The 20,406-nt window shown below is 69.8% G+C and carries 16 protein-coding genes and 1 pseudogene; 10 read left to right on the forward strand and 7 right to left on the reverse strand.

The genetic code is table 11. The annotated features are described in order from the left end of the window. Positions 1 to 16: 16 nt before the first annotated feature. A complete protein-coding gene (locus ACFVH0_RS01295; RefSeq protein WP_385817359.1) occupies positions 17 to 853 on the reverse strand; it encodes a pentapeptide repeat-containing protein in 837 nt (278 codons plus the stop codon). A gap of 234 nt (positions 854 to 1,087) precedes the next feature. Here ACFVH0_RS01295 and ACFVH0_RS01300 point away from each other — a divergent pair, with 234 nt between their 5' ends. The 7 genes from ACFVH0_RS01300 to ACFVH0_RS01330 all read left to right on the forward strand — a co-directional run bounded on the left by ACFVH0_RS01300 (position 1,088) and on the right by ACFVH0_RS01330 (position 10,053). After that, positions 1,088 to 2,455, forward strand: a complete 1,368-nt coding sequence (locus ACFVH0_RS01300; RefSeq protein WP_385817360.1) for an FAD-binding oxidoreductase — start codon at positions 1,088 to 1,090, stop codon at positions 2,453 to 2,455. An 87-nt stretch (positions 2,456 to 2,542) separates the two neighbouring features. Further along, complete coding sequence (locus ACFVH0_RS01305; RefSeq protein ID WP_385817361.1) at positions 2,543 to 3,034, forward strand: hypothetical protein; 492 nt, start codon at positions 2,543 to 2,545, stop codon at positions 3,032 to 3,034. An 88-nt stretch (positions 3,035 to 3,122) separates the two neighbouring features. Then, positions 3,123 to 3,350 (forward strand): hypothetical protein, encoded by a 228-nt coding sequence (locus tag ACFVH0_RS01310; protein ID WP_385817362.1) that lies wholly within the window; start codon positions 3,123 to 3,125, stop codon positions 3,348 to 3,350. A 304-nt stretch (positions 3,351 to 3,654) separates the two neighbouring features. Further along, positions 3,655 to 4,821, forward strand: a complete 1,167-nt coding sequence (gene rhaI, locus ACFVH0_RS01315; RefSeq protein ID WP_385817363.1) for an L-rhamnose isomerase — start codon at positions 3,655 to 3,657, stop codon at positions 4,819 to 4,821. Positions 4,822 to 4,891: 70 nt separating this feature from the next. Beyond that, positions 4,892 to 6,937, forward strand: coding sequence for a bifunctional aldolase/short-chain dehydrogenase (locus tag ACFVH0_RS01320; protein ID WP_385817364.1), 2,046 nt, complete (start codon positions 4,892 to 4,894; stop codon positions 6,935 to 6,937). Between the two features lie 88 nt (positions 6,938 to 7,025). Beyond that, on the forward strand, positions 7,026 to 8,597 hold the full coding sequence (locus ACFVH0_RS01325; RefSeq protein WP_385817365.1) for a rhamnulokinase family protein: 1,572 nt from the start codon (positions 7,026 to 7,028) through the stop codon (positions 8,595 to 8,597). After that, positions 8,590 to 10,053, forward strand: a complete 1,464-nt coding sequence (locus ACFVH0_RS01330; protein WP_385817366.1) for an arabinose isomerase — start codon at positions 8,590 to 8,592, stop codon at positions 10,051 to 10,053. Before ACFVH0_RS01325 ends, ACFVH0_RS01330 begins: the two co-directional genes overlap by 8 nt. 33 nt (positions 10,054 to 10,086) lie before the next feature. On the opposite strand, the gene ACFVH0_RS01335 is transcribed toward ACFVH0_RS01330, so the two are convergent. Beyond that, the gene (locus ACFVH0_RS01335) at positions 10,087 to 11,160 is read right to left on the reverse strand and encodes an enoyl-CoA hydratase/isomerase family protein (protein WP_385817367.1); all 1,074 of its coding nucleotides are present in this window, start codon (positions 11,158 to 11,160) and stop codon (positions 10,087 to 10,089) included. 243 nt (positions 11,161 to 11,403) lie between these two features. On the opposite strand from ACFVH0_RS01335, the gene ACFVH0_RS01340 reads away from it, so the two are divergent. Continuing rightward, on the forward strand, positions 11,404 to 13,536 hold the full coding sequence (locus tag ACFVH0_RS01340; protein WP_385817368.1) for a SpoIIE family protein phosphatase: 2,133 nt from the start codon (positions 11,404 to 11,406) through the stop codon (positions 13,534 to 13,536). Between the two features lie 103 nt (positions 13,537 to 13,639). Here the strand turns inward: ACFVH0_RS01340 and ACFVH0_RS01345 are convergent, their stop codons facing one another. From ACFVH0_RS01345 to ACFVH0_RS01365, 5 genes and pseudogenes are all read right to left on the reverse strand, one after another. Further along, on the reverse strand, positions 13,640 to 14,263 hold the full coding sequence (locus ACFVH0_RS01345) for an LAETG motif-containing sortase-dependent surface protein (RefSeq protein ID WP_385817369.1): 624 nt from the start codon (positions 14,261 to 14,263) through the stop codon (positions 13,640 to 13,642). A gap of 180 nt (positions 14,264 to 14,443) precedes the next feature. Continuing rightward, positions 14,444 to 14,932 (reverse strand): GNAT family N-acetyltransferase, encoded by a 489-nt coding sequence (locus ACFVH0_RS01350; RefSeq protein WP_385817370.1) that lies wholly within the window; start codon positions 14,930 to 14,932, stop codon positions 14,444 to 14,446. 75 nt (positions 14,933 to 15,007) lie between these two features. Then, entirely contained in the window at positions 15,008 to 16,123 is a 1,116-nt protein-coding gene (locus ACFVH0_RS01355; RefSeq protein ID WP_385817371.1) for a DUF6397 family protein, read from the reverse strand. Positions 16,124 to 16,226: 103 nt separating this feature from the next. Continuing rightward, positions 16,227 to 16,640: a roadblock/LC7 domain-containing protein gene (locus ACFVH0_RS01360; protein WP_385817372.1), complete on the reverse strand. Its 414-nt coding sequence runs from the start codon at positions 16,638 to 16,640 to the stop codon at positions 16,227 to 16,229. Positions 16,641 to 16,726: 86 nt separating this feature from the next. After that, positions 16,727 to 16,929, reverse strand: a pseudogene (locus ACFVH0_RS01365) (hypothetical protein); the annotation flags it as partial. 306 nt (positions 16,930 to 17,235) lie between these two features. Between ACFVH0_RS01365 and ACFVH0_RS01370 the strand changes: the two are divergent. Together ACFVH0_RS01370 and mgtA are read left to right on the forward strand one after the other, a co-directional pair. Then, the gene (locus ACFVH0_RS01370; RefSeq protein WP_124722271.1) at positions 17,236 to 17,601 is read left to right on the forward strand and encodes a metalloregulator ArsR/SmtB family transcription factor; all 366 of its coding nucleotides are present in this window, start codon (positions 17,236 to 17,238) and stop codon (positions 17,599 to 17,601) included. After that, a complete protein-coding gene (gene mgtA, locus ACFVH0_RS01375; RefSeq protein WP_385817373.1) occupies positions 17,594 to 20,299 on the forward strand; it encodes a magnesium-translocating P-type ATPase in 2,706 nt (901 codons plus the stop codon). The genes ACFVH0_RS01370 and mgtA overlap by 8 nt, the downstream gene beginning before the upstream one ends. Positions 20,300 to 20,406: the final 107 nt, after the last annotated feature.

Below are 20,406 nucleotides of genomic sequence, written 5' to 3' on the forward strand. Positions count from 1 at the left end.
GCCTCCGGTCCGGAGTTCACCGGTGCCAGTGCGTGGGGCGGCCGAGGGACGGCGGGAGTTTCGTCGACGCGTCTCCCCCGGCCGCGTTGAGCTGGGACTGGGTGAGGAAGAGGCTCGATGTGAGGTCGGCTCCGGACAGGTCCGCGTCCCGGAAGTCGGCGCCGATCAGATCGGCCAGGCGCAGATCGGCACCGGTGAGGTCCGCAGCGATCAGATACGCGCCGCGCAGATCGGCGCCCCGCAGATCCGCGCCCCTGAGCCGGGCTCCGATGAGGTCGGCGCCCCGGTGGTCGCGTGTCTTCTTGCGCGGCGTGGTCGCTCGTACCAGCGCGCCGGCACGGCGCAGCAGCTCGGCAACGACATCGCGGTGCCCTGCCACGTCCAGTTCGCGGAACGCGTCCGCCGGGAGGTGAGTGAGGCGTTGCGTCTCGTCGAGGGTGCGCCGGATCTCATCGTGGAGGGACCGCGCCGGTTCCAGGGACAGCGCTTCCGTGAGGTACCAGAGCAGTTCGTGGAGCCGCCGCATGACCGGGAACACCTGGAACATCTGCTGGGCGGTCCGCGGGGCGCTGCGCCAGTCCTGTCCGTGGAAGGTCTCGCCGGAGACCTTCTGACCCGCCCCGAAGCAGTCGTACACGGTGCAACCGGGAAAGCCCCGGGTGCGCAGCTCGGTGTGGATGCCGCAGCGGAAGTCCTCCTGGAGGTTCCGGCAGGGCTGACCGGCGTCCTTGTCGATCGCGAAGTCCGCGGACCGTGTCAGGGTCAGTGCTACGCAGCACAGCCCGAAGCAGTTCGCGCAGTCGGCGCGCAGCGCGGCACGGTCGATGCCGGGGCCTTGGACGTTGTCGGGCACGGTGCGTGGATCCTCTGGGTACGGAATTGTCGGACGGCCGACCCTATCGGGATCCGTCACCCGTTCGCCTCAATTTGATGATCATCACTCTGCCGGTCGGTCTTGGACCACTCGTGACGGGGCACCCTTCGGCCACCCGTCCCGCACGCCGGAGTGGGGGGCTCCGGCCCGGTCCCGGACTCCGCGCGCAATGATGACGGGAGTACATCTTCGTAGTGGGAGGTGGCCACGGACGTGGCGAACCCAGCAATCGACGACATCCCTGCCCGGCGGGTACTCACCGATCCGGCCGGCCTCGCCCGGTATCAGCACGACGAGGCCGAGTGGGCCCCGTACGGAACACCCCTGGCCGTGGTGCGTCCGCAGAGCAGCGAAGAGGTCCGGGATGTGGTCCGGCACTGTCTGGCCCACCGCATTCCGCTGGTGCCACGCGGCGCGGGCACCGGCCTTTCAGGAGGTGCGAACGCCGTGGACGGGGCGATCGTCCTGTCCTTCGAGGACATGAACCGCATCGTCCGCATCGACCCGGCGGAGCGGCTGGCCGTCGTCCAGCCGGGAGTGGTCAACGACGATCTGCGTGCGGCGGTCGCGGAGCACGGGCTCTGGTATCCGCCGGATCCGGCCAGCTCGCCCTGGTCGACGATCGGCGGGAACGTCGCGACCAACGCCGGGGGCATGTGCTGCGTCAAGTACGGAGTGACGCGTGACTATGTGCTCGGCCTCGAAGTGGTCAATGGACTCGGCGAGGTCGTCCCGCTCGGCCGACGCACCGCGAAAGGTGTGGCGGGGTACGACCTGGCCGGGCTGATGGTCGGTTCCGAGGGAACCCTCGGCGTGATCACGGAGATCACGGTGCGGCTGCGTCCGGCACGGCCGCAGGAGCGGACCGTGGCCGGATACTTCTCCTCGGTGGTGGCCGCCGGTGAGGCGGTGACCGCCGTGACCGCGTCGGGCGTGATCCCCTCGGCGCTCGAACTGGTCGACCGCCACTGTCTGGCCGCCGTCGACGCCTGGAAGAGGATGGGCCTCTCCGCCGACGCGGACGTGGTGCTGCTGGGACGGGTCGACACGCCGGGAGCCGAGGGTGACGCCGAGGCCGAGCTGGTACGGGAGTGCTTCGAGCGGGCGGGGGCCACCTGGGCCGCCGTCTCCACGGACCAGCAGGAAGCCGATGCGCTGTTCCAGGCACGCCGACTGGCCTATCCGGCGCTGGAACGACTCGGTCCGGTCCTGACCGAGGACGTGTGCGTGCCGCGCACCGCGGTGCCCGAGATGCTGGCCCGGATCGAGAGGACAGCGGCCCGGCACGACATCCTGGTGGCCAACATCGCCCATGCCGGGGACGGGAACCTGCACCCGCTGATCATCACGGCACCCGGCGACGAAGCCGCACGCGCCCGGGCCCAGTTGGCCTTCGAGGACATCCTCGACGACGCGATCGCCCTCGGCGGCACGGTGACGGGCGAGCACGGGGTGGGGCTGCTGAAGATGCGTGGCATGAGCAAGGAGCTGGGCCCCGCGGTGCTCGGCATGCATCACGTGGTGAAGGTGGCGCTCGACCCGTACGGCATCCTCAACCCCGGCAAGGTGCTCGGCTGCTGAAGGGGCCGCCCGTGCCCCGCTCCCGAGCCGCTGTCAGTGGTGCGACGCACACTGGCAGCAGTACGGCACGGTCGAAGGGGGACACTGATGGACACCGAGGACGAGGCCGGTTTCGAACCGGCCACCGGGGACGGTCCGATGGCTCCGGAGCCGGATGCGAAACGCTCCGCTTCCGTACGGACGGCGTTCGAGGGAATGCTCCAGATCCGCCGGCTGACGAACACCGGAGACGCCGACCCGCAGGGCGTACCCGCGCAGTGGGAAATGCTCCGGCCGGTACGGGCGGTCGCCATCGCCCTGGAGGCATCGGGCCTGGCCCCCTCGGCCGTAGACGGATCGGGGCTGCGGACGACGGCCGGTTACCGCTTGCGGCCGGGCGAGGCACCGGGCGGTGTACGTGTCGAGTGGCTCGGTCCGCCCGGCAGCGGGGCGTCCCATGCGGAGGAGGCCGAGCTGGCCCGGTGCTCGGCGGTGTTGCGGGAGTTGGGCTGGACGGTCCTGCTCTACCGAGGAGCGCGGCGCCGAAGATTCCTGGAGGTCGAACCGCCGGCCGGTGCACGAAGACCGGACGGCGGATAACGGGCCGCCCCGCGCCGCCGTCGACCCGCATTGTCAGACCCATGGGGGATGCTGGTGGGTCCGACACCTCTGACCGGGAGATGCTGAGATGCGCAATGACGAACTCGCCGCGGCCCAGGCGTACGTCCGACTGCTGGAGGCCACTCGCGCCGCGCTCGCGGATCCCGAAGACGGACCCTTGTACGTGCCGTTGCTCGCCTCGCCGATCGCGGAGGCCGACGGTGCGCTTCAGCGGGCCGGTCTCTGCGGCAACGAGTCCCGGTTCTTCGACCTGGTGAGCTCCCTGCAACCGAGCGTGTCCGTCGGCGGTCGCTGAGCCGAGCGGACCAGCCGGGCGCCACCGCGAGCGCACGGTGCCCGGCAGCCGGACGGGGCCGGCCGGGAAGCAGACCGGCCGGCCTCGACGGGGCTCTCTTCACCTCGCCGCCCCGATGCGCCACCATGCACTGAACGGCTCGTCAGGCCGGGCACGCCTGTGATGAATTGATTCAGCCCACCAAGAGAACCCGACCAGCTGCTTGACTGGAAGCTCGCGGCAAACCTAGCGTACGGCCCAGATGAAACGATTCATACGTCCGAACGGTCTCCGGTCGCTGGATGACTCTGCTTACGAGGTGTTCATGTCTGATGTGTCGGCCGTCAAGGCAGCTCTGAAGTCCCAGGTCATCGAGACGCCCTCGTGGGGCTACGGGAACTCCGGGACGCGTTTCAAGGTGTTCGCTCAACCGGGGGTGCCGCGCGACCCGTTCGAGAAGATGGAGGACGCTGCGCAGGTGCACGCGTTCACGGGCGTGGCGCCGAAGGTCTCGTTGCACATTCCGTGGGACAAGGTCGAGGACTACGCCGCGCTGACCCGGCACGCCGAGGGGCTCGGGCTGCGCATCGGGGCGATCAACTCCAACGTCTTCCAGGACGACGACTACAAGCTCGGTTCGGTCACCCATCCCGATCCGAAGGTGCGCCGGAAGGCCACCGACCATCTGCTGGAGTGCGTCGGCATCATGGACCGGACCGGGTCTCCCGATCTCAAGCTCTGGTTCTCCGACGGCACCAACTACCCCGGACAGGACGACATCACCGCTCGCCAGGACCGGCTCGCCGAGGCCCTGGCCGAGGTGTACGAGCGGCTGGGCGACGACCAGCGGATGCTCCTGGAGTACAAGCTCTTCGAGCCCGCGTTCTACGCGACCGATGTTCCCGACTGGGGCACGGCGTACGCGCACTGTCTGAGGCTCGGTCCGAAGGCCCAGGTGGTCGTGGACACCGGACATCACGCGCCGGGCACCAACATCGAGTTCATCGTGGCCTCCCTGCTCCGCGCGGGGAAGCTCGGCGCGTTCGACTTCAACTCCCGGTTCTACGCGGACGACGATCTGATGGCGGGGGCCGCCGACCCGTTCCAGTTGTTCCGGATCATGCACGAGGTGGTCAGGAACGACGGTCTGAAGGCCGAGACGAACGTCAACTTCATGCTCGACCAGTGCCACAACATCGAGGCGAAGATCCCCGCGGTGATCCGGTCGGTCGCCAATGTGCAGGAAGCGACCGCCAAGGCGTTGCTGGTGGACATGGCGGCGCTCGACGCCGCGCAACGGTCCGGCGATGTACTGGCCGCGAACGGCGCGCTGATGGACGCGTACAACACCGATGTACGTCCGCTGCTGGCCGACGTACGTGAGGAGCTCGGCCTGGCGAGGGATCCGTTCGCCGCGTATCTGGCCTCGGGCAATCAGGAGCGGATCGCCGCCGCCCGGGTCGGTGGCGAGCAGGCCGGCTGGGGCGCCTGAGCCCTGCCCTCCCCACTCCCCCGTACGACCATCGACCGGTTCAGACGGACCCCGACCAAGAAGGAAACTCATGACCTCCGCGACGCATCCCGAAGTCGCCGCGCTCCTGGAACGCGCCCACCGGATCGGCTCCGACGCCCGGAACACCAACTACGCCGGGGGCAACACCTCGGTCAAGGCCAACGGCACCGACCCGGTCACGGGTGGCGAAACCGAACTGCTGTGGGTCAAGGGCTCCGGCGGTGATCTCGGCACGCTCACCGAGGCCGGGCTCGCGGTGCTGCGTCTGGACCGGGTGCGCGCCCTCAAGGGCGTGTACCCGGGGGTGGAGCGTGAGGACGAGATGATTTCCGCGTTCGACTACTGCCTGCACGGCAAGGGGGGTGCGGCCCCTTCCATCGACACGGCGATGCATGCGCTGGTCGAGGCAGCGCACGTCGACCATCTGCATCCGGACTCGGGGATCGCGCTGGCGTGCGCCGCCGACGGCGAGAAGCTGACCGCGGAATGTTTCGGCGACAAGGTGGCCTGGGTGGGGTGGCGCAGGCCGGGATTCCAGCTCGGTCTGGACATCGCCGCGGTCAAGGAGGCCAACCCCCGGGCCGTCGGGGTGATCCTCGGCGGGCATGGCATCACGGCCTGGGGCGATACGTCCGAGGAGTGCGAGCACAACGCCCTGTGGATGATCCGCACCGCCGAGACCTTCCTCCAGGAACGGGGCAGGGCTGAACCCTTCGGCCCCGAATGGGCGGGCCGGGAGCCGCTTCCCGAGGAGCGGCGCCGGGAGCGCGCGGCCGCGCTCGCCCCGCTGATCCGAGGTCTGGCCTCCACCGACCGTCCGCAGGTGGGCCACTTCACGGACACCGGGCCGGTGCTCGACTTCCTCGCCCGTACCGAACACCCCAGGCTCGCCGCCCTGGGCACCTCCTGCCCGGACCACTTCCTCCGTACGAAGGTCAGGCCGCTGGTCCTCGACCTGCCCTCGGATGCCCCGCTGGACGAGGCGGCGGCACGGCTGAAGAAGCTGCACGGGGAGTACCGGGAGGCGTATCGCGCATACTACGAGCGCCATGCCTCGCCGGACTCCCCCGCGATGCGCGGTGCGGACCCGGCGATCGTGCTGGTGCCGGGGGTCGGCATGTTCTCCTTCGGCAAGGACAAGCAGACGGCGAGGGTCGCCGGGGAGTTCTACCTCAATGCCATCAATGTGATGCGTGGCGCCGAGGCCGTCTCCTCGTACGCGCCGATCGAGGAGTCCGAGAAGTTCCGGATCGAGTACTGGGAGCTGGAGGAGGCCAAGCTGCGCCGGATGCCGAAGGCCAAGCCGCTGGCCACCCGGGTCGCGCTGGTCACGGGCGCGGGATCCGGCATCGGCAAGGCCGTCGCGCACCGGCTGGTCGCGGAGGGAGCATGTGTCGTCGTCGCGGACATCGACGCGGCCAGCGCCTCCTCGGTGGCGGAGGATCTCGGCGGGGCGGACAAGGCTGTCGCCGTGACGGTCGATGTGACCAGTGAGGAGCAGATCACCGACGCGTTCCGGGCCGCCGCCCTCGCGTTCGGCGGGGTGGATCTCGTGGTGAACAACGCCGGGATCTCCATCTCGAAGCCGCTGCTCGAAACGACGGCCCGGGACTGGGACCTCCAGCACGGCATCATGGCGCGCGGCTCGTTCCTGGTGTCGCGCGAGGCCGCACGGATGATGACGGCGCAGAACATCGGTGGCGACATCATCTACATCGCGTCGAAGAACGCGGTGTTCGCGGGTCCGAACAACATCGCCTACTCGGCCACCAAGGCCGATCAGGCCCATCAGGTGCGGTTGCTGGCCGCCGAGCTGGGCGAGCACGGCATCCGTGTCAACGGCATCAACCCCGACGGTGTGGTGCGTGGTTCGGGTATCTTCGCGGCCGGCTGGGGTGCCCAGCGTGCGGCGACGTACGGCATCGAGGAGGAGAAGCTCGGCGAGTTCTACGCGCAGCGGACCCTCCTGAAACGCGAGGTGCTTCCGGAGCATGTGGCCAACGCCGTCTTCGCGCTGACTGGTGGCGACCTCACGCACACGACCGGACTCCATGTTCCCGTCGATGCGGGCGTGGCCGCGGCCTTCCTCCGATGACTCCTGTCGCAGCGATGCACCGGATTCACGTGCCGGGACGAGTTCCCGGGATGCCACGGTCTCGCGCGATCACCCGGGTGAGATGGCCATGTCCGTGACATCACGAAGCGACGCGACCTTCGCCGCCGTGGATCTCGGTGCCACCAGCGGGCGGGTGATCACCGGCCTGGCGGGGCCGGGGAAGCTCACACTGACCGAGGTCCACCGGTTCGCCAATACGCCGGTCCAGTTGCCGGACGGGCTGCGGTGGGACGTGCTCGCGCTGTACCAGGGAATGCTGGACGGTCTGCGTACGGCTGCGCGCGGCGGACCGATCGCCTCGATCGGCATCGATACGTGGGCGGTCGACTACGGCCTTCTCGATGCGGACGGGGCCTTGCTCGGACTGCCGTTCCACTACCGCGACAGCCGGAACGGGCAGGCGGCCGAGCAGGTGCTGGCGGTGTGCGGGGCGCAGGAGCTCTATGCCGTCGGCGGCCTGCAACATCTGCCGTTCAACACCGTGTTCCAGCTGGCCGCTCACCGTGCGAGTGCCCAGTGGGGTTCGGCACGGACGATGCTCCTCATCCCCGATCTGCTGACTAACTGGCTGACCGGCACGGTGGGCGCGGAGATCACCAATGCGTCGACGACCGGTCTGTTCGACGCGTCGGCCGGTGCCTGGTCCGATGCGCTGATCGGGAGGCTGGGTCTGGAGCGTTCCTGGTTCCCGCCGCTGCGTGAGCCGGGTGACCCGGCGGGGACGCTGCTGCCGCACGTCGCCGAGTACACCGGGCTGCCGGCCGGGACACCGGTGACGGCTGTCGCCTCGCACGACACGGCGTCGGCGGTCGCCGCCGTGCCCGCCGGCGAGCCGGGGTTCGCCTATGTCTCCTGCGGTACGTGGTCGCTGGCCGGACTGGAGTTGACGGCTCCGGTACTGACGCAGGAGTCCCGTGCGGCCAACTTCACCAACGAGCGCGGGGTCGACGGCACCGTCCGCTATCTCCGCAACATCATGGGGATGTGGCTGCTGGAGGAGTGCCGGCGGGCCTGGGGGATGCGGGGCGACGCACCGGGGCTGGCCGAGCTGCTCGCGGCGGCGGCCCGTGCCCGGCCGTTCGCCGCGGTGGTCGATCCCGACGACGAGGTGTTCCTCGCACCGGGTAACATGCCAGCGCGGATCGACGCCCATCTCGTACGGACCGGGCAGGTGCCGCCCGACAGCCCCGGCGGCTATGTCCGGTGTGTCCTGGAGAGCCTGGCGCTGGCTCATCGCAGGACGCTGCGGCAGGCCGCTGCCCTGGCCGGGCGGGAGCTGAGCCGGATCCATCTCGTCGGCGGGGGTTCACGCAACGAGCTCCTTTGCCAGTGGACCGCTGATGCCACGGGGCTGCCCGTCACGGCCGGCCCGGCCGAGGCGACAGCGCTGGGCAACATCCTGCTGCAGGCGCGTGCCCATGGGCTGGCGGGCGACCTGGTGTCCATGCGACAACTGGTGGCAAGGACCCAGGAGTTGCGCCACTACACCCCGCAGGGCGACCGGCGGGCCTGGGACCGGGCGGCCGCGAGGCTGGTACCGAGCCGATCCGGTGCGGCCCCTGCCCTCGACGGAAACCCGGGCGCCCCTTCGGGAAGCCCGGGCCTTCGACGTGACCGAAGGAAGGAAACTCATGACTGATGTCCCGCCCGCCGCGCTCGACGGTGTACTCGCCCGTACCGCGCGCCGTCGTACCCGGATCGGTCTGGTGTCCGGCGGACTCGGTGCGTACTGGCCGCAGTTTCCCGGCCTCCTCGACCGGCTGCGGGAGTCGGCCCGCTTCGTGACCGGGCAGTTCGAGGAGATGGGCTGCGAGGTCGTCGACGCCGGATTCATCTCTGATCCGCAGGAGGCGGCGAAGGCCGCGGAGCGGCTCCGCTCGGCAGACTGCGACATCGTCGTGACGTTTCTGACGACGTATCTGACCGCCTCGATGGTGCTGCCGATCGCCCAGCGCGTGCACGCTCCGGTGCTGGTCATCGATCTCCAGCCGACCGAGGCGATGGATCACCCGGACACCGATACGGGCAAGTGGCTGGCGTACTGCGGGCAGTGCCCGCTGCCGGAGGTCGCCAATGTGTTCCGGCGCGGCGGCATCCCCTTCCGCTCGGTCTCGGGACATCTGCACGACGAGAACGCGTGGAACCGGATCCGCCGCTGGATCCGTGCCGCTCAGGTCCGCGCCGCGCTGCGCCACGGCCGGCATGGTCTGATGGGCCATCTCTACCCCGGCATGCTCGATGTCTCCACCGACATGACGCTGGTCTCCACCCAGTTCGGCGGGCATGTCGAAGTCCTCGAATTCGACGATCTGCGGGTCCGGGTCGCCGGCGTGACGGACGAGGAGGCCGTCGAACGGGTCGCGCTCGCGCGTAAGGTCTTCACCCTCGACGACTCCGTGGACGAGAACGATCTCGCGTGGGCCGCGCGCGTCTCGGTCGGACTGGACCGGCTCGTGGAGGACTTCGCACTCGACAGTCTCGCCTACTACCACCGCGGTCTGGAGGGCGAGATCCACGAGCGGCTCGGCGCCGGCATGATCCTCGGCGCGTCGCTGCTGACCGCGCGCGGCATCCCGATGGCAGGTGAGTACGAGCTGCGCACCAGCCTCGCCATGCTGATCGCCGACACGCTCGGTGCCGGAGGCTCCTTCACCGAACTCCAGGCCCTGAATTTCCGGGACCGGGTGGTGGAGATGGGCCACGACGGACCGGCCCACCTCGCCATCAGCGCCAAGGACCCGCTGTTGCGCGGGCTGGGTCTCTACCACGGCAAGCGTGGCTGGGGGGTGAGCGTGGAATTCGACGTCAGGCACGGGCCGGTCACCACGTTCGGCGTCGGGCAGGAGGCCGACGGGACCTTCACCTTCATCGCGTCCGAGGGCGAGGTGGTACCCGGGCCGCTGCTGGAGATCGGCAACACCACCTCCCGGGTCGACTTCGGCTTCGACCCGGGCGAGTGGACCGATGCCTGGTCCGCGACCGGCATCGGTCATCACTGGACGCTGTGCACCGGTCATCGTGCCAAGGACCTCAAGGCCGCGGCCGATCTGCTCGGCGTCCCGTTCCGTACGGTCGACGGGCCGAACGACCTCTGACTTCCCGGATGCGGCCCTCCGCCCCGGTACGTCTCAGTTCGTCGTTCCGGAAGTGGCGGCCAGGCCGAGTTCGCGGTCGCCGAGCGGGGCGAAGAAGAGTTCGACATCGGCGTCGGTGACCTCGGCGAGAGCCGCCGGGCGCCACTGCGGGTCGCGGTCCTTGTCGATGATCTGGGCGCGCACGCCCTCCACGAAGTCGGGCCTGGCGAAGGCGGTGCACGAAGTCCGGTACTCCTGGTCGAGCACCGCCTCCAGGCTGCCGAGCCGGCGAGCCCTGCGAAGTGCGGAGAGGGTCACCTTGAGCGAGGTGGGCGACTTGGTCAGGATGGTTTCGGCTGCCTCCTTGGCGGCGGGGACGCCACTGTTGTCGAGCCGGTCGACGATCTCCCCCACCGAGGCCGCGCCGTAGCAGGAGTCGATCCACTCACGGTGCGTGGCCAGTTCGCCGTCCGGAGCGGGTGTGGCGTACCGCCGCACCGTCTCCTCGATCTCGGCGGCCGTGCCGCAGCCGGCGAGGTCGGCGGTGAGCTCGGCGAGCCGCTGCGACGGTACGAAGTGGTCGGCGAGGCCGCACAGCAGCGCATCGCCCGCACCGACCGCTTCCGCGGTGAGCGCCAGGTGGGTGCCCAGCTCACCGGGCGCCGTACTGAGCAGATGGGTGCCGCCGACATCGGGGACGAACCCGATGCCGGTCTCCGGCATGGCGATGCGCGAGCGCTCGGTGACGATACGGACGTCGCCGTGGGCCGAGACTCCGACACCGCCGCCCATCACGATGCCGTCCATGATCGCGACGTACGGCTTGGGGAATCGGGCGATGCGGGCGTTGAGCCGGTACTCGTCGCGCCAGAAGTCCATCGACTCGTTGCCGCCGGCCCGGGCGTCCTCGTAGATGGAACGGATGTCGCCGCCCGCGCAGAGGCCCCGCTCGCCGGCCCCGGTGATGAGGACCGCGGTGACGGAGTCGTCGTGCTCGACCTCGGCGAGTGCTTCGGTGACGCGGGCCACCATGGCGTGATTCAGCGCGTTGAGGGCACGTGGGCGGTTGAGCGTGATGTGCCGGACGCGTCCTTCGGTGTGCAGCAGAACTGGATCTTCGTGGTTCATGAATGCGCTCCGGTCAGCCCCTGTACGGTATCGACCGCCGATCACGGACGATCTTCCGCTGCCATTCTGCGGGGCGGGGTCAGTGCCGGAACAGCAGGGGTCCAGGGTCCGCCCAGCCCTGTCTTCCGGCCAAATTTCGCCGGGTTTCCGCTGTGGCAACCTGCCGGAAGCGGTTCGACAATTGAGTCACCCAGTACGGGCCGCGCCGCCCGGCAGCCCCGCCCGGCGACCTCCGGAGCAGGAATGACCGATCACGACCAGCAACCGAGCACTACCGTCCCGCCTCGCCCGCTGATCGAGAAGACGCACAACGGCGAGATCGCGACGGCTCAGCGCCTTGCCATGAATCGGATGGGCAGCTTCGAGTGGGACGTGGAGGCTGGAACGCTGGACATGGACGATGCCGGGCTGCTGGTGTTCGGTCTGGATCCGCAGACCTTCGATTCACGGCCCGAGACCGTGCTGGACCGCCTCGAACAGTCGGAACGGACCCGTCTCGATGTGGCGATCGACGGGGCGATCAAGAGCGGACACAGTTCGTACAGTGTTCATTTCCGAGTGCCGATGGACGACGGCAGGGAGCAGTGGACCCGCATCCAGGCACGAATATTGCGCAGCGACGACGGCCGGGCGCACCGGATCGTCGGGGTGGTGCAGGACGCCACCGCGGAAGTCACCCATTCGGCCTTCGTGCTCGATCTGGAAAAGCGGCGGCAGCGACAGACCAGCATCGTTGAACGCACAACGAGCGCGCTGTCGCGTGCGGTGACCGTCGACGACGTCACCGCGGCGCTCACCGGACCAGGCGGGCTCGCCCGGCTCGGGGCGGACGGTCTCTCGCTGGGCCTGGTCGAGAACACCACTCTCAGCGTCATCGCCCTGAGCGGCGACTCGGTGGAGGCGATCGACGGGCTCGGGGACGCCGGGCTGGACCGGCGGTTCCCTCTGGCGGACACCGTGCTCAGTGGCCGGCCCCGGTTCCTGACCTCGGTCTCGGCCCTCACCCATCGCTACCCGGTGCTGGCCCCCATCGCCGACGGGCTGAAATTCCGGGCCGCCGCCTATCTGCCCCTCGTGGCCCAGGCCCGTTCCCTCGGCACACTGGCCCTCTTCTACCGCGAGAACACGTCCTTCAACGCGGACGAGCGCAATCTGTGTCTGGGGCTGGCCGCGATCGTGGCGCAGTCCCTCCAGCGTGCGAAGCTCTTCGACGAGGAGCGCGAATTCGCCACCGGGCTCCAGGCGGCGATGCTGCCGCGGCGGATCCAGGAGATCGAGGGCGGCGAGATCGCCGTGCGCTACCACGCCGCATGGAGCGGGCGCCAGGTCGGCGGTGACTGGTACGACGTGATCGCGTTGCCCAAGGGCCGGTTCGGGATCGTGGTCGGTGATGTGCAGGGGCATGACACGCACGCCGCTGCCATCATGGGCCAGTTGCGCATCGCCCTGCGCGCGTACGCCGGCGAGGGACACCCTCCTTCGACGGTGCTGGCCCGGGCCTCGCGCTTCCTCGCCGAGCTGGACACGGACCGCTTCGCGACCTGTACGTATGCCCAGGTCGATCTCGCGTCGGGGACCGTGCGCGTGGTTCGGGCCGGACATTTGGGTCCGCTGATCCGGCACATGGACGGCCGGGTAGGCAGCCCTCAGGTACGGGGCGGTCTGCCGCTGGGCATCTCGACCCACTTCGAGGACGAGGAGTTCCCGGAGACCCGGCTCGACCTGGTGCCGGGCGAAACGCTGGTCCTGTACACCGACGGGTTGGTGGAAGAGCCGGGCGCGGACATCGACACGGGGTTGCAGGCGCTGATCAATGAGGTGAGCGCGGGGCCGGCGAGCGCCCAGGCGCTGGCCGACCATCTCTCCGACCGGCTCTGGGAGCGATGGGGTTCGGGGGACGATGTCGCTCTGCTGGTCCTGCGGCGCAGCCCGGACCCCGGGTCGCCGAGGGCCCCGCGCCTGCACCAGTACATCCACCAGGCGGACCCGGAGGGACTGTCCGACGCCCGGAACATCGTGCGTCAGGCCCTGACGGACTGGGACATGGCCGAACTCGCCGACGATGCCGAGCTGGTGACCGGCGAACTGCTGGTGAACGTCCTGCTGCACACGGAGGGCGGCGCGGTCCTCACTCTGGAGGTGCTGCCGGAACCGGTCCGGCGGGTCCGCCTGTCCGTCCAGGACCGCTCCAGCGCCTGGCCGAGGAGGCGCAGTCCGGGGGAAACCGCGACATCGGGCCGGGGTCTGCTGCTCCTGGACGCCGTCGCCAACCGCTGGGGCATCGAGCCTCGTGGTGAGGGCAAGGCGGTCTGGTGCGAGATCGGGCCCTCGGCGTCGCCCGTCGCCACCGCCCGGCCACCCGCGCAGCAAGTCTGACGATGTCTCGAAGGCCGCGCCGCCCAACGCGCCGGGGCGCGCGGTGGCGCGGCTTCGACCGGTGGTCCCGGCACAGTCCGTGTCAGGACCACCGGCTCATTCGTCAGTGCTGTGCGGTACGACGCTTGCGCACGGACCACATGATGCCGCCACCCGCCAGGAGTACGGCCACGGCCGCTCCGGCGATGACCGGGGTGGCGGACGAGGAACCCGTCTCGGCCAGGTCCGGCGAACTCGGGCTCGGGGTGGCCACGGCGGGCGCGGACGTCGAGGGCGCCTTGCTGGGCTTGGCACTCTCGGTCGGCGCCTCGGTGGAGGGTACCGGGGACGGCGTGCCCTCGGACGGCGCGGGCGGCGGGGTGGTGGCGTCCTCGCACACGGGTGCCGACTTGGTCTCGTCGCGCGAGAAGTTGTCACCGTCGCCGGCCTTGACGACGAGGTGGACCGTGAGCTCCTTGTCGTGCTTGGGCAGCTCCAGCTTCTTGTGGAACTCCCTGCCGAAGGTCTCGGTGGGCAGGAGGTCCTTGCCGTCGACAGTGACGGTCACCTGGTTGGTGACCTTGCCGTTGTAGGCGGTCAGGTCAAGGCTCACCTCGGAACAGGTCACGGCCCAGGTGGGGGTGTGAGCTGCGGCCGGGCCGGCGGTGAGCACCGCGCCGGTCAGGCCGACGACCGCGGCGGCTGCCAGCGTTCCCGCAGCGCGCAACGATCTCCTGGGTATGGTCATGGATTCTTCCTCCGCATGTGTTTCATCGCCCGAATGGCGGTGGGGCGCAGAGTACTGCCCCCGCCGGCATCCGCCACACCCGCCCCACGAAGCACCTGCGGCATCAACTGCCCACACATCACCACGGCTTCGGACATGACGGACACAGGGCGGAGTAAAGGGTGAGGGGCGATGCCGATGTCAGAGGCGGCAGTGCATGATGTGCAGCCCGACGAAACCCTGTTCCGGGTGGTTGAAGCCCTCCGGAAGCGTTCCGAGAATCTCGAATCCGAGCGAGCGGTAGAGCCTGACGGCGTGGACGTTCGTCTCCACCACCGCGTTGAACTGCATGGCCCTGAAACCCGACGTGCGAGCCCAGTCCAGGGTGTACTCGCACAGGGCCCGGCCGACGCCCTGCCCCGAATGCTCGGGGTCGACCATGTAGCTGGCACTGGCGATGTGTGAGCCATTGCCCATGTGGTTGGTGTTCATCTTGGCCGTGCCGAGGATCGTCCCGTCGTCGTCGACCGCGACAACCGTGCGGTTGGGGGACTTGAGGAGCCACCAGGAGCGGGCCTCTCCCTCGCCGAGATCGAGTGGGTAGGTGTAGGTCTCGCCCGCGGCAACGATTTCGTGGAAGAACGGCCAGATGGCGGGCCAGTCCTCGGTGGTTGCTTCCCTGATCAGCATGGGAGACAGAATGCCGGTGGCGTTCCGCCTCCGCGAGCTCTTTTCCTCCCTCGGGTGACTTCCCATCAGTTGCGTTCAGGGGCACTTTCCTCGTCGTCCGCCGAACGGCACGCGCCCCCGCGGGGATTGCCGACGGTCCGCGTCCCTGTCCGTACGCCTGCGCAGACCAATGCGGGCAAGCAGGCCAATCGCTGGTTCCGCCGAACCCGGCGGCGCCTGGACGGGGCCCGTCTCCGGGCAGGGGCTCGGTGGGACAGCAGGAGGGGACGCGGGAGCGAGGGCAGGTACCGGACCGGCCCCGGCATCGGCATCGGCATCGGCGCGAAAGTCAGGCGCGGGCGCGCGCTCGCTTGCCGGAGACGCGAAGGCACGCCGATCGCCACCAGGACGCGGCGCCGACCGTACCTCTCGGGCGTTGTCCAGCTCCATGATCAGGTTGACCCTCCGCCACAACAGCTCGTCCGGTTCATCGGCCCGCATCAGGTGTGCCATGGTCTCCCGTGCCCACACCGGACCGGTCGGCCCGAAGGCGGGCTCGGGTCGGAGCCTGGCGAGGTACGCGCGTTCGTACGGATCGTCGACTACCTCCGCCAACTGCACCGGGTCCAGCGTGTCCGCGAGCACGGCCACTCGGGCCCAAGGGTCCTCCGTGAGACTCAGCAGCCGTTCGACCCGGCGCGAGCGCCAGTTGTTCGCCCGGCAGTCGGCACCTCCCTCCAACCGGTCGCGCAGCCAGCCCGGACTCCTGCCGGTCAGAAGCTGCGATTCCCGGGCGGCGAACCCCGTGAGTTCGTCGGCGAGATAGAGCCAGACGATCGCCCGGTACCGGTTGAGGTAGAAGGTGATCGGCGTGAGACATCCCGCGCGGGCGAGCTTGGTGAAGCGGTCCGGGCTGATCCCGAGCTGCCGAGCGCCCTCCGCCGTCCCGACCGTGCGCACTCTCTCCCTCAGCACCTCCGGGAATCCGTCCTGCGACCGGATCCGCTCGACTTCCTCGCAGCCGACCCTCGGCCGTCCGCCGTCGTGCGGCACCATCAGGCGAATCAGCCCCAGATGCACGGCGATCGCGAACTCACCGCGCTTCAGCCGGAGTGCCTGGGCCGCCGCGCCCACCGCCATCGCGCTTGCGGCGGGCGCGCCCAACGCCATCGCACCGGTGCTCTCCGCGCACACGCCTTCAGCAACAGTCATGACACTCTCCCCCGTGAGATTCAGTCACTCTCTGTGAGTACCGTAACCCGGAAGAGAATGCGCCCGCCCGGCCTGTGGATAACTCCGCGACCGGATCGCCGAGTCAGAGGCGATCGGTTTCGTCATCCGCCGACTGCCGCGCGGCGACGCCCAGATGCTCACCGACCCTGTTGACCAACAACGTCATCTCGTAGGCGACCTGGCCGACGTCGGCCTCGGCCTCGCTCAGCACGCACAGACAGCTGCCGTCCCCCGCCGCCGTCACGAAAAGCAGCGCCTCGTCGAACTCCACCATGGTCTGCCGGGCTTTTCCGGCCCGGAAGTGGCGTCCGGAACCGCGAGCCAGGCTGTGCAGCCCGGACGAGACCGCGGCGAGATGCTCGGCGTCCTCGCGGGCCAGTCCCGTACTCGCGCCCGTCACCAGTCCGTCGTTCGAAAGCACCAATGCGTGCCGTATGTACTCGACCCTGTTCGTGAGGTCGTCAAGGAGCCAGTCGAGTCCCCTGTCCAGCGCCATTCCCCGCTCCTCCCCGCTCATGCGTTCCCCGTGCCCCGTTGCCGTAAGCCTTGCGCACTGGTCACTCGGGGGCAAGCACTCCTTCGTCATGTGGCTTGGTCCGGGCCCCATATCGAGTGGTGGAGGAGCATCCTGGAGGGTCGACTCACCGAATCGAGAAGCCTGGCGGTGTGCATCCGGCCGATGTACTCGACCATGCGGATCGGGGCTTCCCTGCCGGATTCCCGGTCGCGCGCATCGCACGTGACGACGGAGTGCCGAAGTCGGGATCAAGGCGCCGACGAGCGTCGCCTTTCCGACGCCGAAGCCTCCGGCGACCAATACCTTCAGCGCGAGAGCCTCACTCTCCGCGGCCTCCCTTGCCGTCGACCCATTTGTGTCGACCGGCTTCCCGCCTGCGCAGGCCGACGGCACGGCAAAGAAGGACCGCGCCGCAGGACGAGTCCAATTCCTTGGTGACGTGACAGGTTCAGCTCATTCGCGGCCCGGATCGGTCTGCGCTCCGCTCGTCCGCACAAGGGACCGCCTCTTTCCGGCGCCTACACTGAAGACTTCGGGTGCGAGGATTCGGGCCACGCGGACAGGGAGAGCAAGAGTGTCGAGAGCTGCCGACGGCGGTTTCGAGGATCCGCCCGCGGAGGTACTGGCAGAGGCCGCAGCAGCCTTCGGCCTGCTCGCGACGCCCGCGCGGCTGCACATCGTATGGGCCCTGTCCCAGGGCGAGAGCGATGTGACCGGACTCGCGGACCGGGTGGGTGGCACTCTTCCTTCGGTGAGCCAGCACCTGACGAAGCTCAAACTGGCGGGGCTCGTACGTTCCCGACGCGAGGGCCGCCGCCAGGTGTACCTGGTCGACGATCCCGATGTGGTGACCGTCGTCCGGCTGATGGTCGGCCAGCTCACGGAGCGTGCCGGACACGCACCCGCACAGTCCTCACGCCTCCGTGGGCTCGGTGCCTGAGAGCAGTGCCGCCGCAGGTCCCGGCAGCACCGACGACCCCGACGGCCCGTCCGCCGTCATCGTGCCGATGGCGGGCACGGCAGCCAGGCGGGGCGCCGCCCACGACGCCCCGGCCGCCGCTTCCGCAGCTGCCGCACCGACCTCCCTCCAGGTACTGCGCTCGCTGGACAGCGGACCGAGAGGACTGCTGGAGGAACAGGCCGGCGAGCGGCTGGCGCGGTACGGCGAGAACACGCTGCCGGCCTGGCTTCCGGTCTCCTGGCCCCGCCGTTTCCTTCGTAGTCTGCGCGATCCGTTCACCTCGGTCCTGCTGTGTCTGGGCCTGGTCTCGGCGGCGGTGGCCTCTTGGGGCACGGCGTGCGTGACGCTGGTGCTCGTGGTCGTCAGCTGTCTGCTGCGTTCCGGGGAGGAGCACCGGGCCGACCGGTCCACGGCCGCGCTGCGGGAGCTGGTGGCGACCACCGCGACCGTACTGCGCCGCGCGGGGCCGGATGCCGCGCCGCACGCCCGTGAACTGCCGGTCGGGGAGCTGGTGCCCGGTGATGTGATCCGGCTCGGCCCGGGTGATCTCGTGCCCGCCGATGTGCGGCTGTTGCGTGCCGGTGGACTGACCGTTCACCAGTCGGCGCTCACCGGCGAATCGGTGCCGGTCGCGAAGCATCCCATGGACACGCCGCCGGCGGGGCTCCACGCCGCCGGCGACGGGGAAGGGCCGTTCGCCCGCCCGGAGCTGTGTTTCCAGGGCAGCAGTGTGGCGTCCGGCAGCGGTACGGCGGTGGTGATGGCGACGGGGGCGGAGACCAGGTTCGCGGCCGCGTACGACGGTTCGGCGCGTCGCCGCGGCACCAGTGCGTTCGACCGTTCGGTGCACGGTATCTCCTGGACGCTGATCCGCTTCATGCTGCTCACCCCGCCCCTGGTGCTGATGGCCAATGCGGCGCTGCGGGGCCGGGGCCTGGAGACGCTGCCGTTCGCCGTCGCGGTGGCTGTCGGGCTCACTCCGGAAATGCTGCCGGTGATCGTGACGACGGCCCTGGCCAGGGGCGCTTCGCTGCTCGCCGGGAACCACGGGGTGATCGTCAAGCGGCTGCCCGCGCTGCACGACCTCGGTGCGATCGACGTGCTGTGCGTGGACAAGACCGGAACCCTCACCCAGGACCGGCCCGTCGTCGAGAGTTCCTTGAGCGCGTCGGGCCTGCCTGATCCCGAGGCGCTCCACTGGGCGGCGGTCAACGCGCTGTGGACGCTGCAACTGGCCGATCTACCCGCCCCGGACGCACTCGACGAGGCGGTGCTGGACGCAGCCGAGGAGCGGGAGGAGCCACTGTACGCGTACGACGGCGTCGCCGCGTTGCCGTTCGATCCGGTGCGCCGCCTCGCCACCGCGGTGGTCCGCAGCCCCGGGAGGCTCGGTGTGCACACGCTCGTGACCAAGGGAGCCGTCGAGGCGGTGCTCGAACGGTGCGCACTGGACGAGGCCGAACGAACCCGGCTGGGCGAACTCGCCGCCCGCGAGACCGCGAACGGTCTGCGGCTGCTCGCCGTGGCCCGCGCCGAGCGCCCGGCCCGGCCGCGCCCGTACACGACGGCCGACGAGAGAGGGCTGACCTTCCTCGGCTTCGTCACTCTGCGGGACGCGCTCACGCCGAGCGCGGCGGACGCCCTGGACGCACTGAAGGACCGGGGTATCGCCGTCAAGGTCCTCACCGGCGACGATCCCGGCACCGTCGCACGTACCTGCCGTGATCTCGGCCTCGACCCGGGCCAGGTCATGTCCGCGGACCGGATCGACGCGCTGTCGGACGAGGCGCTGGCCGAGGCCACCGACCGGGTCACGGTCTTCGCCCGCTGTACGCCTGAGCACAAGGCACGGATCGTGTCCGCGCTGCGCACGGCCGGGCGGACCACCGGGTTCCTCGGTGACGGGGTCAATGATCTGCCCGCGATGCACGCGGCGGACGTCGGCATCTGTCCGCGCAACGCGGTCGACGTGGCGCGGGAGACCGCGGACGTGGTTCTTGCCGAGAAGGACCTCGCGGCCATCGATCACGCGATCACCGCGGGCCGGTACTCCAGCGGGAACATCGCCACGTATCTGCGCATCACGCTCTCGTCGAACCTCGGCAATGTCATCGCGATGCTCGCCGCGGGCCTGATGCTGCCGTTCCTGCCGATGCTCCCGGCGCAGGTCCTGGTGCAGAACCTGTGCTTCGACGTGGCGCAGCTCGCCTTCGCCTTCGACCGGCCCGCGTCCGAGGTGCTGCGGTGGCCCACCGTGCTGCGTCCGCGCGACTTCCTGCACTTCATCACGGGCTTCGGACTGCTGAACGCCACCGCCGACCTGGCGACGTTCGCCGTGCTGGCCGTCGCCCTGCACGGTTCGGCCACGTCGGGCGGGCAGGATGCCTTCCACTCCGGTTGGTTCACCGAGAATCTGCTGACTCAGGCCCTGGTGATGCTGCTGCTCCGTACGGGCGGACGAGTCGCCGGCGGTCGCGGGGGCGGGCCGCTGCGGGTGGCCGCCTGCGGCCTCGCCGTGGTCGGCCTGCTACTGCCGATCACCCCGCTCGGTGGGCTGCTGGGCATGAGCGCGCTGCCGCCGCTCTACTACCTGTTGCTGGCAACGGTGCTGGCCCTGTACGCATACGGCCTGCGGACGGCCCGGACCCGCTACGAGCGGAAGTGGAGCCGGCCTTGATCCGGTCATGATCCGTCACCGCCCGAACGCCCGGAGACTCGCAGCGAGGACGGGGCCGCGCTGTACGTGTCATGCGGCTACGCGGCTCCCTGTCACCCGGTGTTGCG

The sequence above is a fragment of the Streptomyces sp. NPDC127117 genome, from assembly GCF_042677325.1.
Classification (GTDB): Bacteria; Actinomycetota; Actinomycetes; order Streptomycetales; family Streptomycetaceae; genus Streptomyces.

Excerpts from the sequence above, each read along its gene's own strand:
- ACFVH0_RS01330 (WP_385817366.1), top strand. The coding sequence starts at position 8,590 with ATGACTGATGTCCCGCCCGCCGCGCTCGACGGTGTACTCGCCCGTACC.
- ACFVH0_RS01350 (WP_385817370.1), bottom strand. The coding sequence starts at position 14,932 with ATGCTGATCAGGGAAGCAACCACCGAGGACTGGCCCGCCATCTGGCCG.
- ACFVH0_RS01355 (WP_385817371.1), bottom strand. The coding sequence starts at position 16,123 with ATGACTGTTGCTGAAGGCGTGTGCGCGGAGAGCACCGGTGCGATGGCG.
- ACFVH0_RS01360 (WP_385817372.1), bottom strand. The coding sequence starts at position 16,640 with ATGGCGCTGGACAGGGGACTCGACTGGCTCCTTGACGACCTCACGAAC.
- ACFVH0_RS01340 (WP_385817368.1), top strand. The coding sequence starts at position 11,404 with ATGACCGATCACGACCAGCAACCGAGCACTACCGTCCCGCCTCGCCCG.
- ACFVH0_RS01325 (WP_385817365.1), top strand. The coding sequence starts at position 7,026 with ATGTCCGTGACATCACGAAGCGACGCGACCTTCGCCGCCGTGGATCTC.
- ACFVH0_RS01320 (WP_385817364.1), top strand. The coding sequence starts at position 4,892 with ATGACCTCCGCGACGCATCCCGAAGTCGCCGCGCTCCTGGAACGCGCC.
- rhaI (WP_385817363.1), top strand. The coding sequence starts at position 3,655 with ATGTCTGATGTGTCGGCCGTCAAGGCAGCTCTGAAGTCCCAGGTCATC.
- ACFVH0_RS01335 (WP_385817367.1), bottom strand. The coding sequence starts at position 11,160 with ATGAACCACGAAGATCCAGTTCTGCTGCACACCGAAGGACGCGTCCGG.
- ACFVH0_RS01305 (WP_385817361.1), top strand. The coding sequence starts at position 2,543 with ATGGACACCGAGGACGAGGCCGGTTTCGAACCGGCCACCGGGGACGGT.
- ACFVH0_RS01345 (WP_385817369.1), bottom strand. The coding sequence starts at position 14,263 with ATGACCATACCCAGGAGATCGTTGCGCGCTGCGGGAACGCTGGCAGCC.
- ACFVH0_RS01310 (WP_385817362.1), top strand. The coding sequence starts at position 3,123 with ATGCGCAATGACGAACTCGCCGCGGCCCAGGCGTACGTCCGACTGCTG.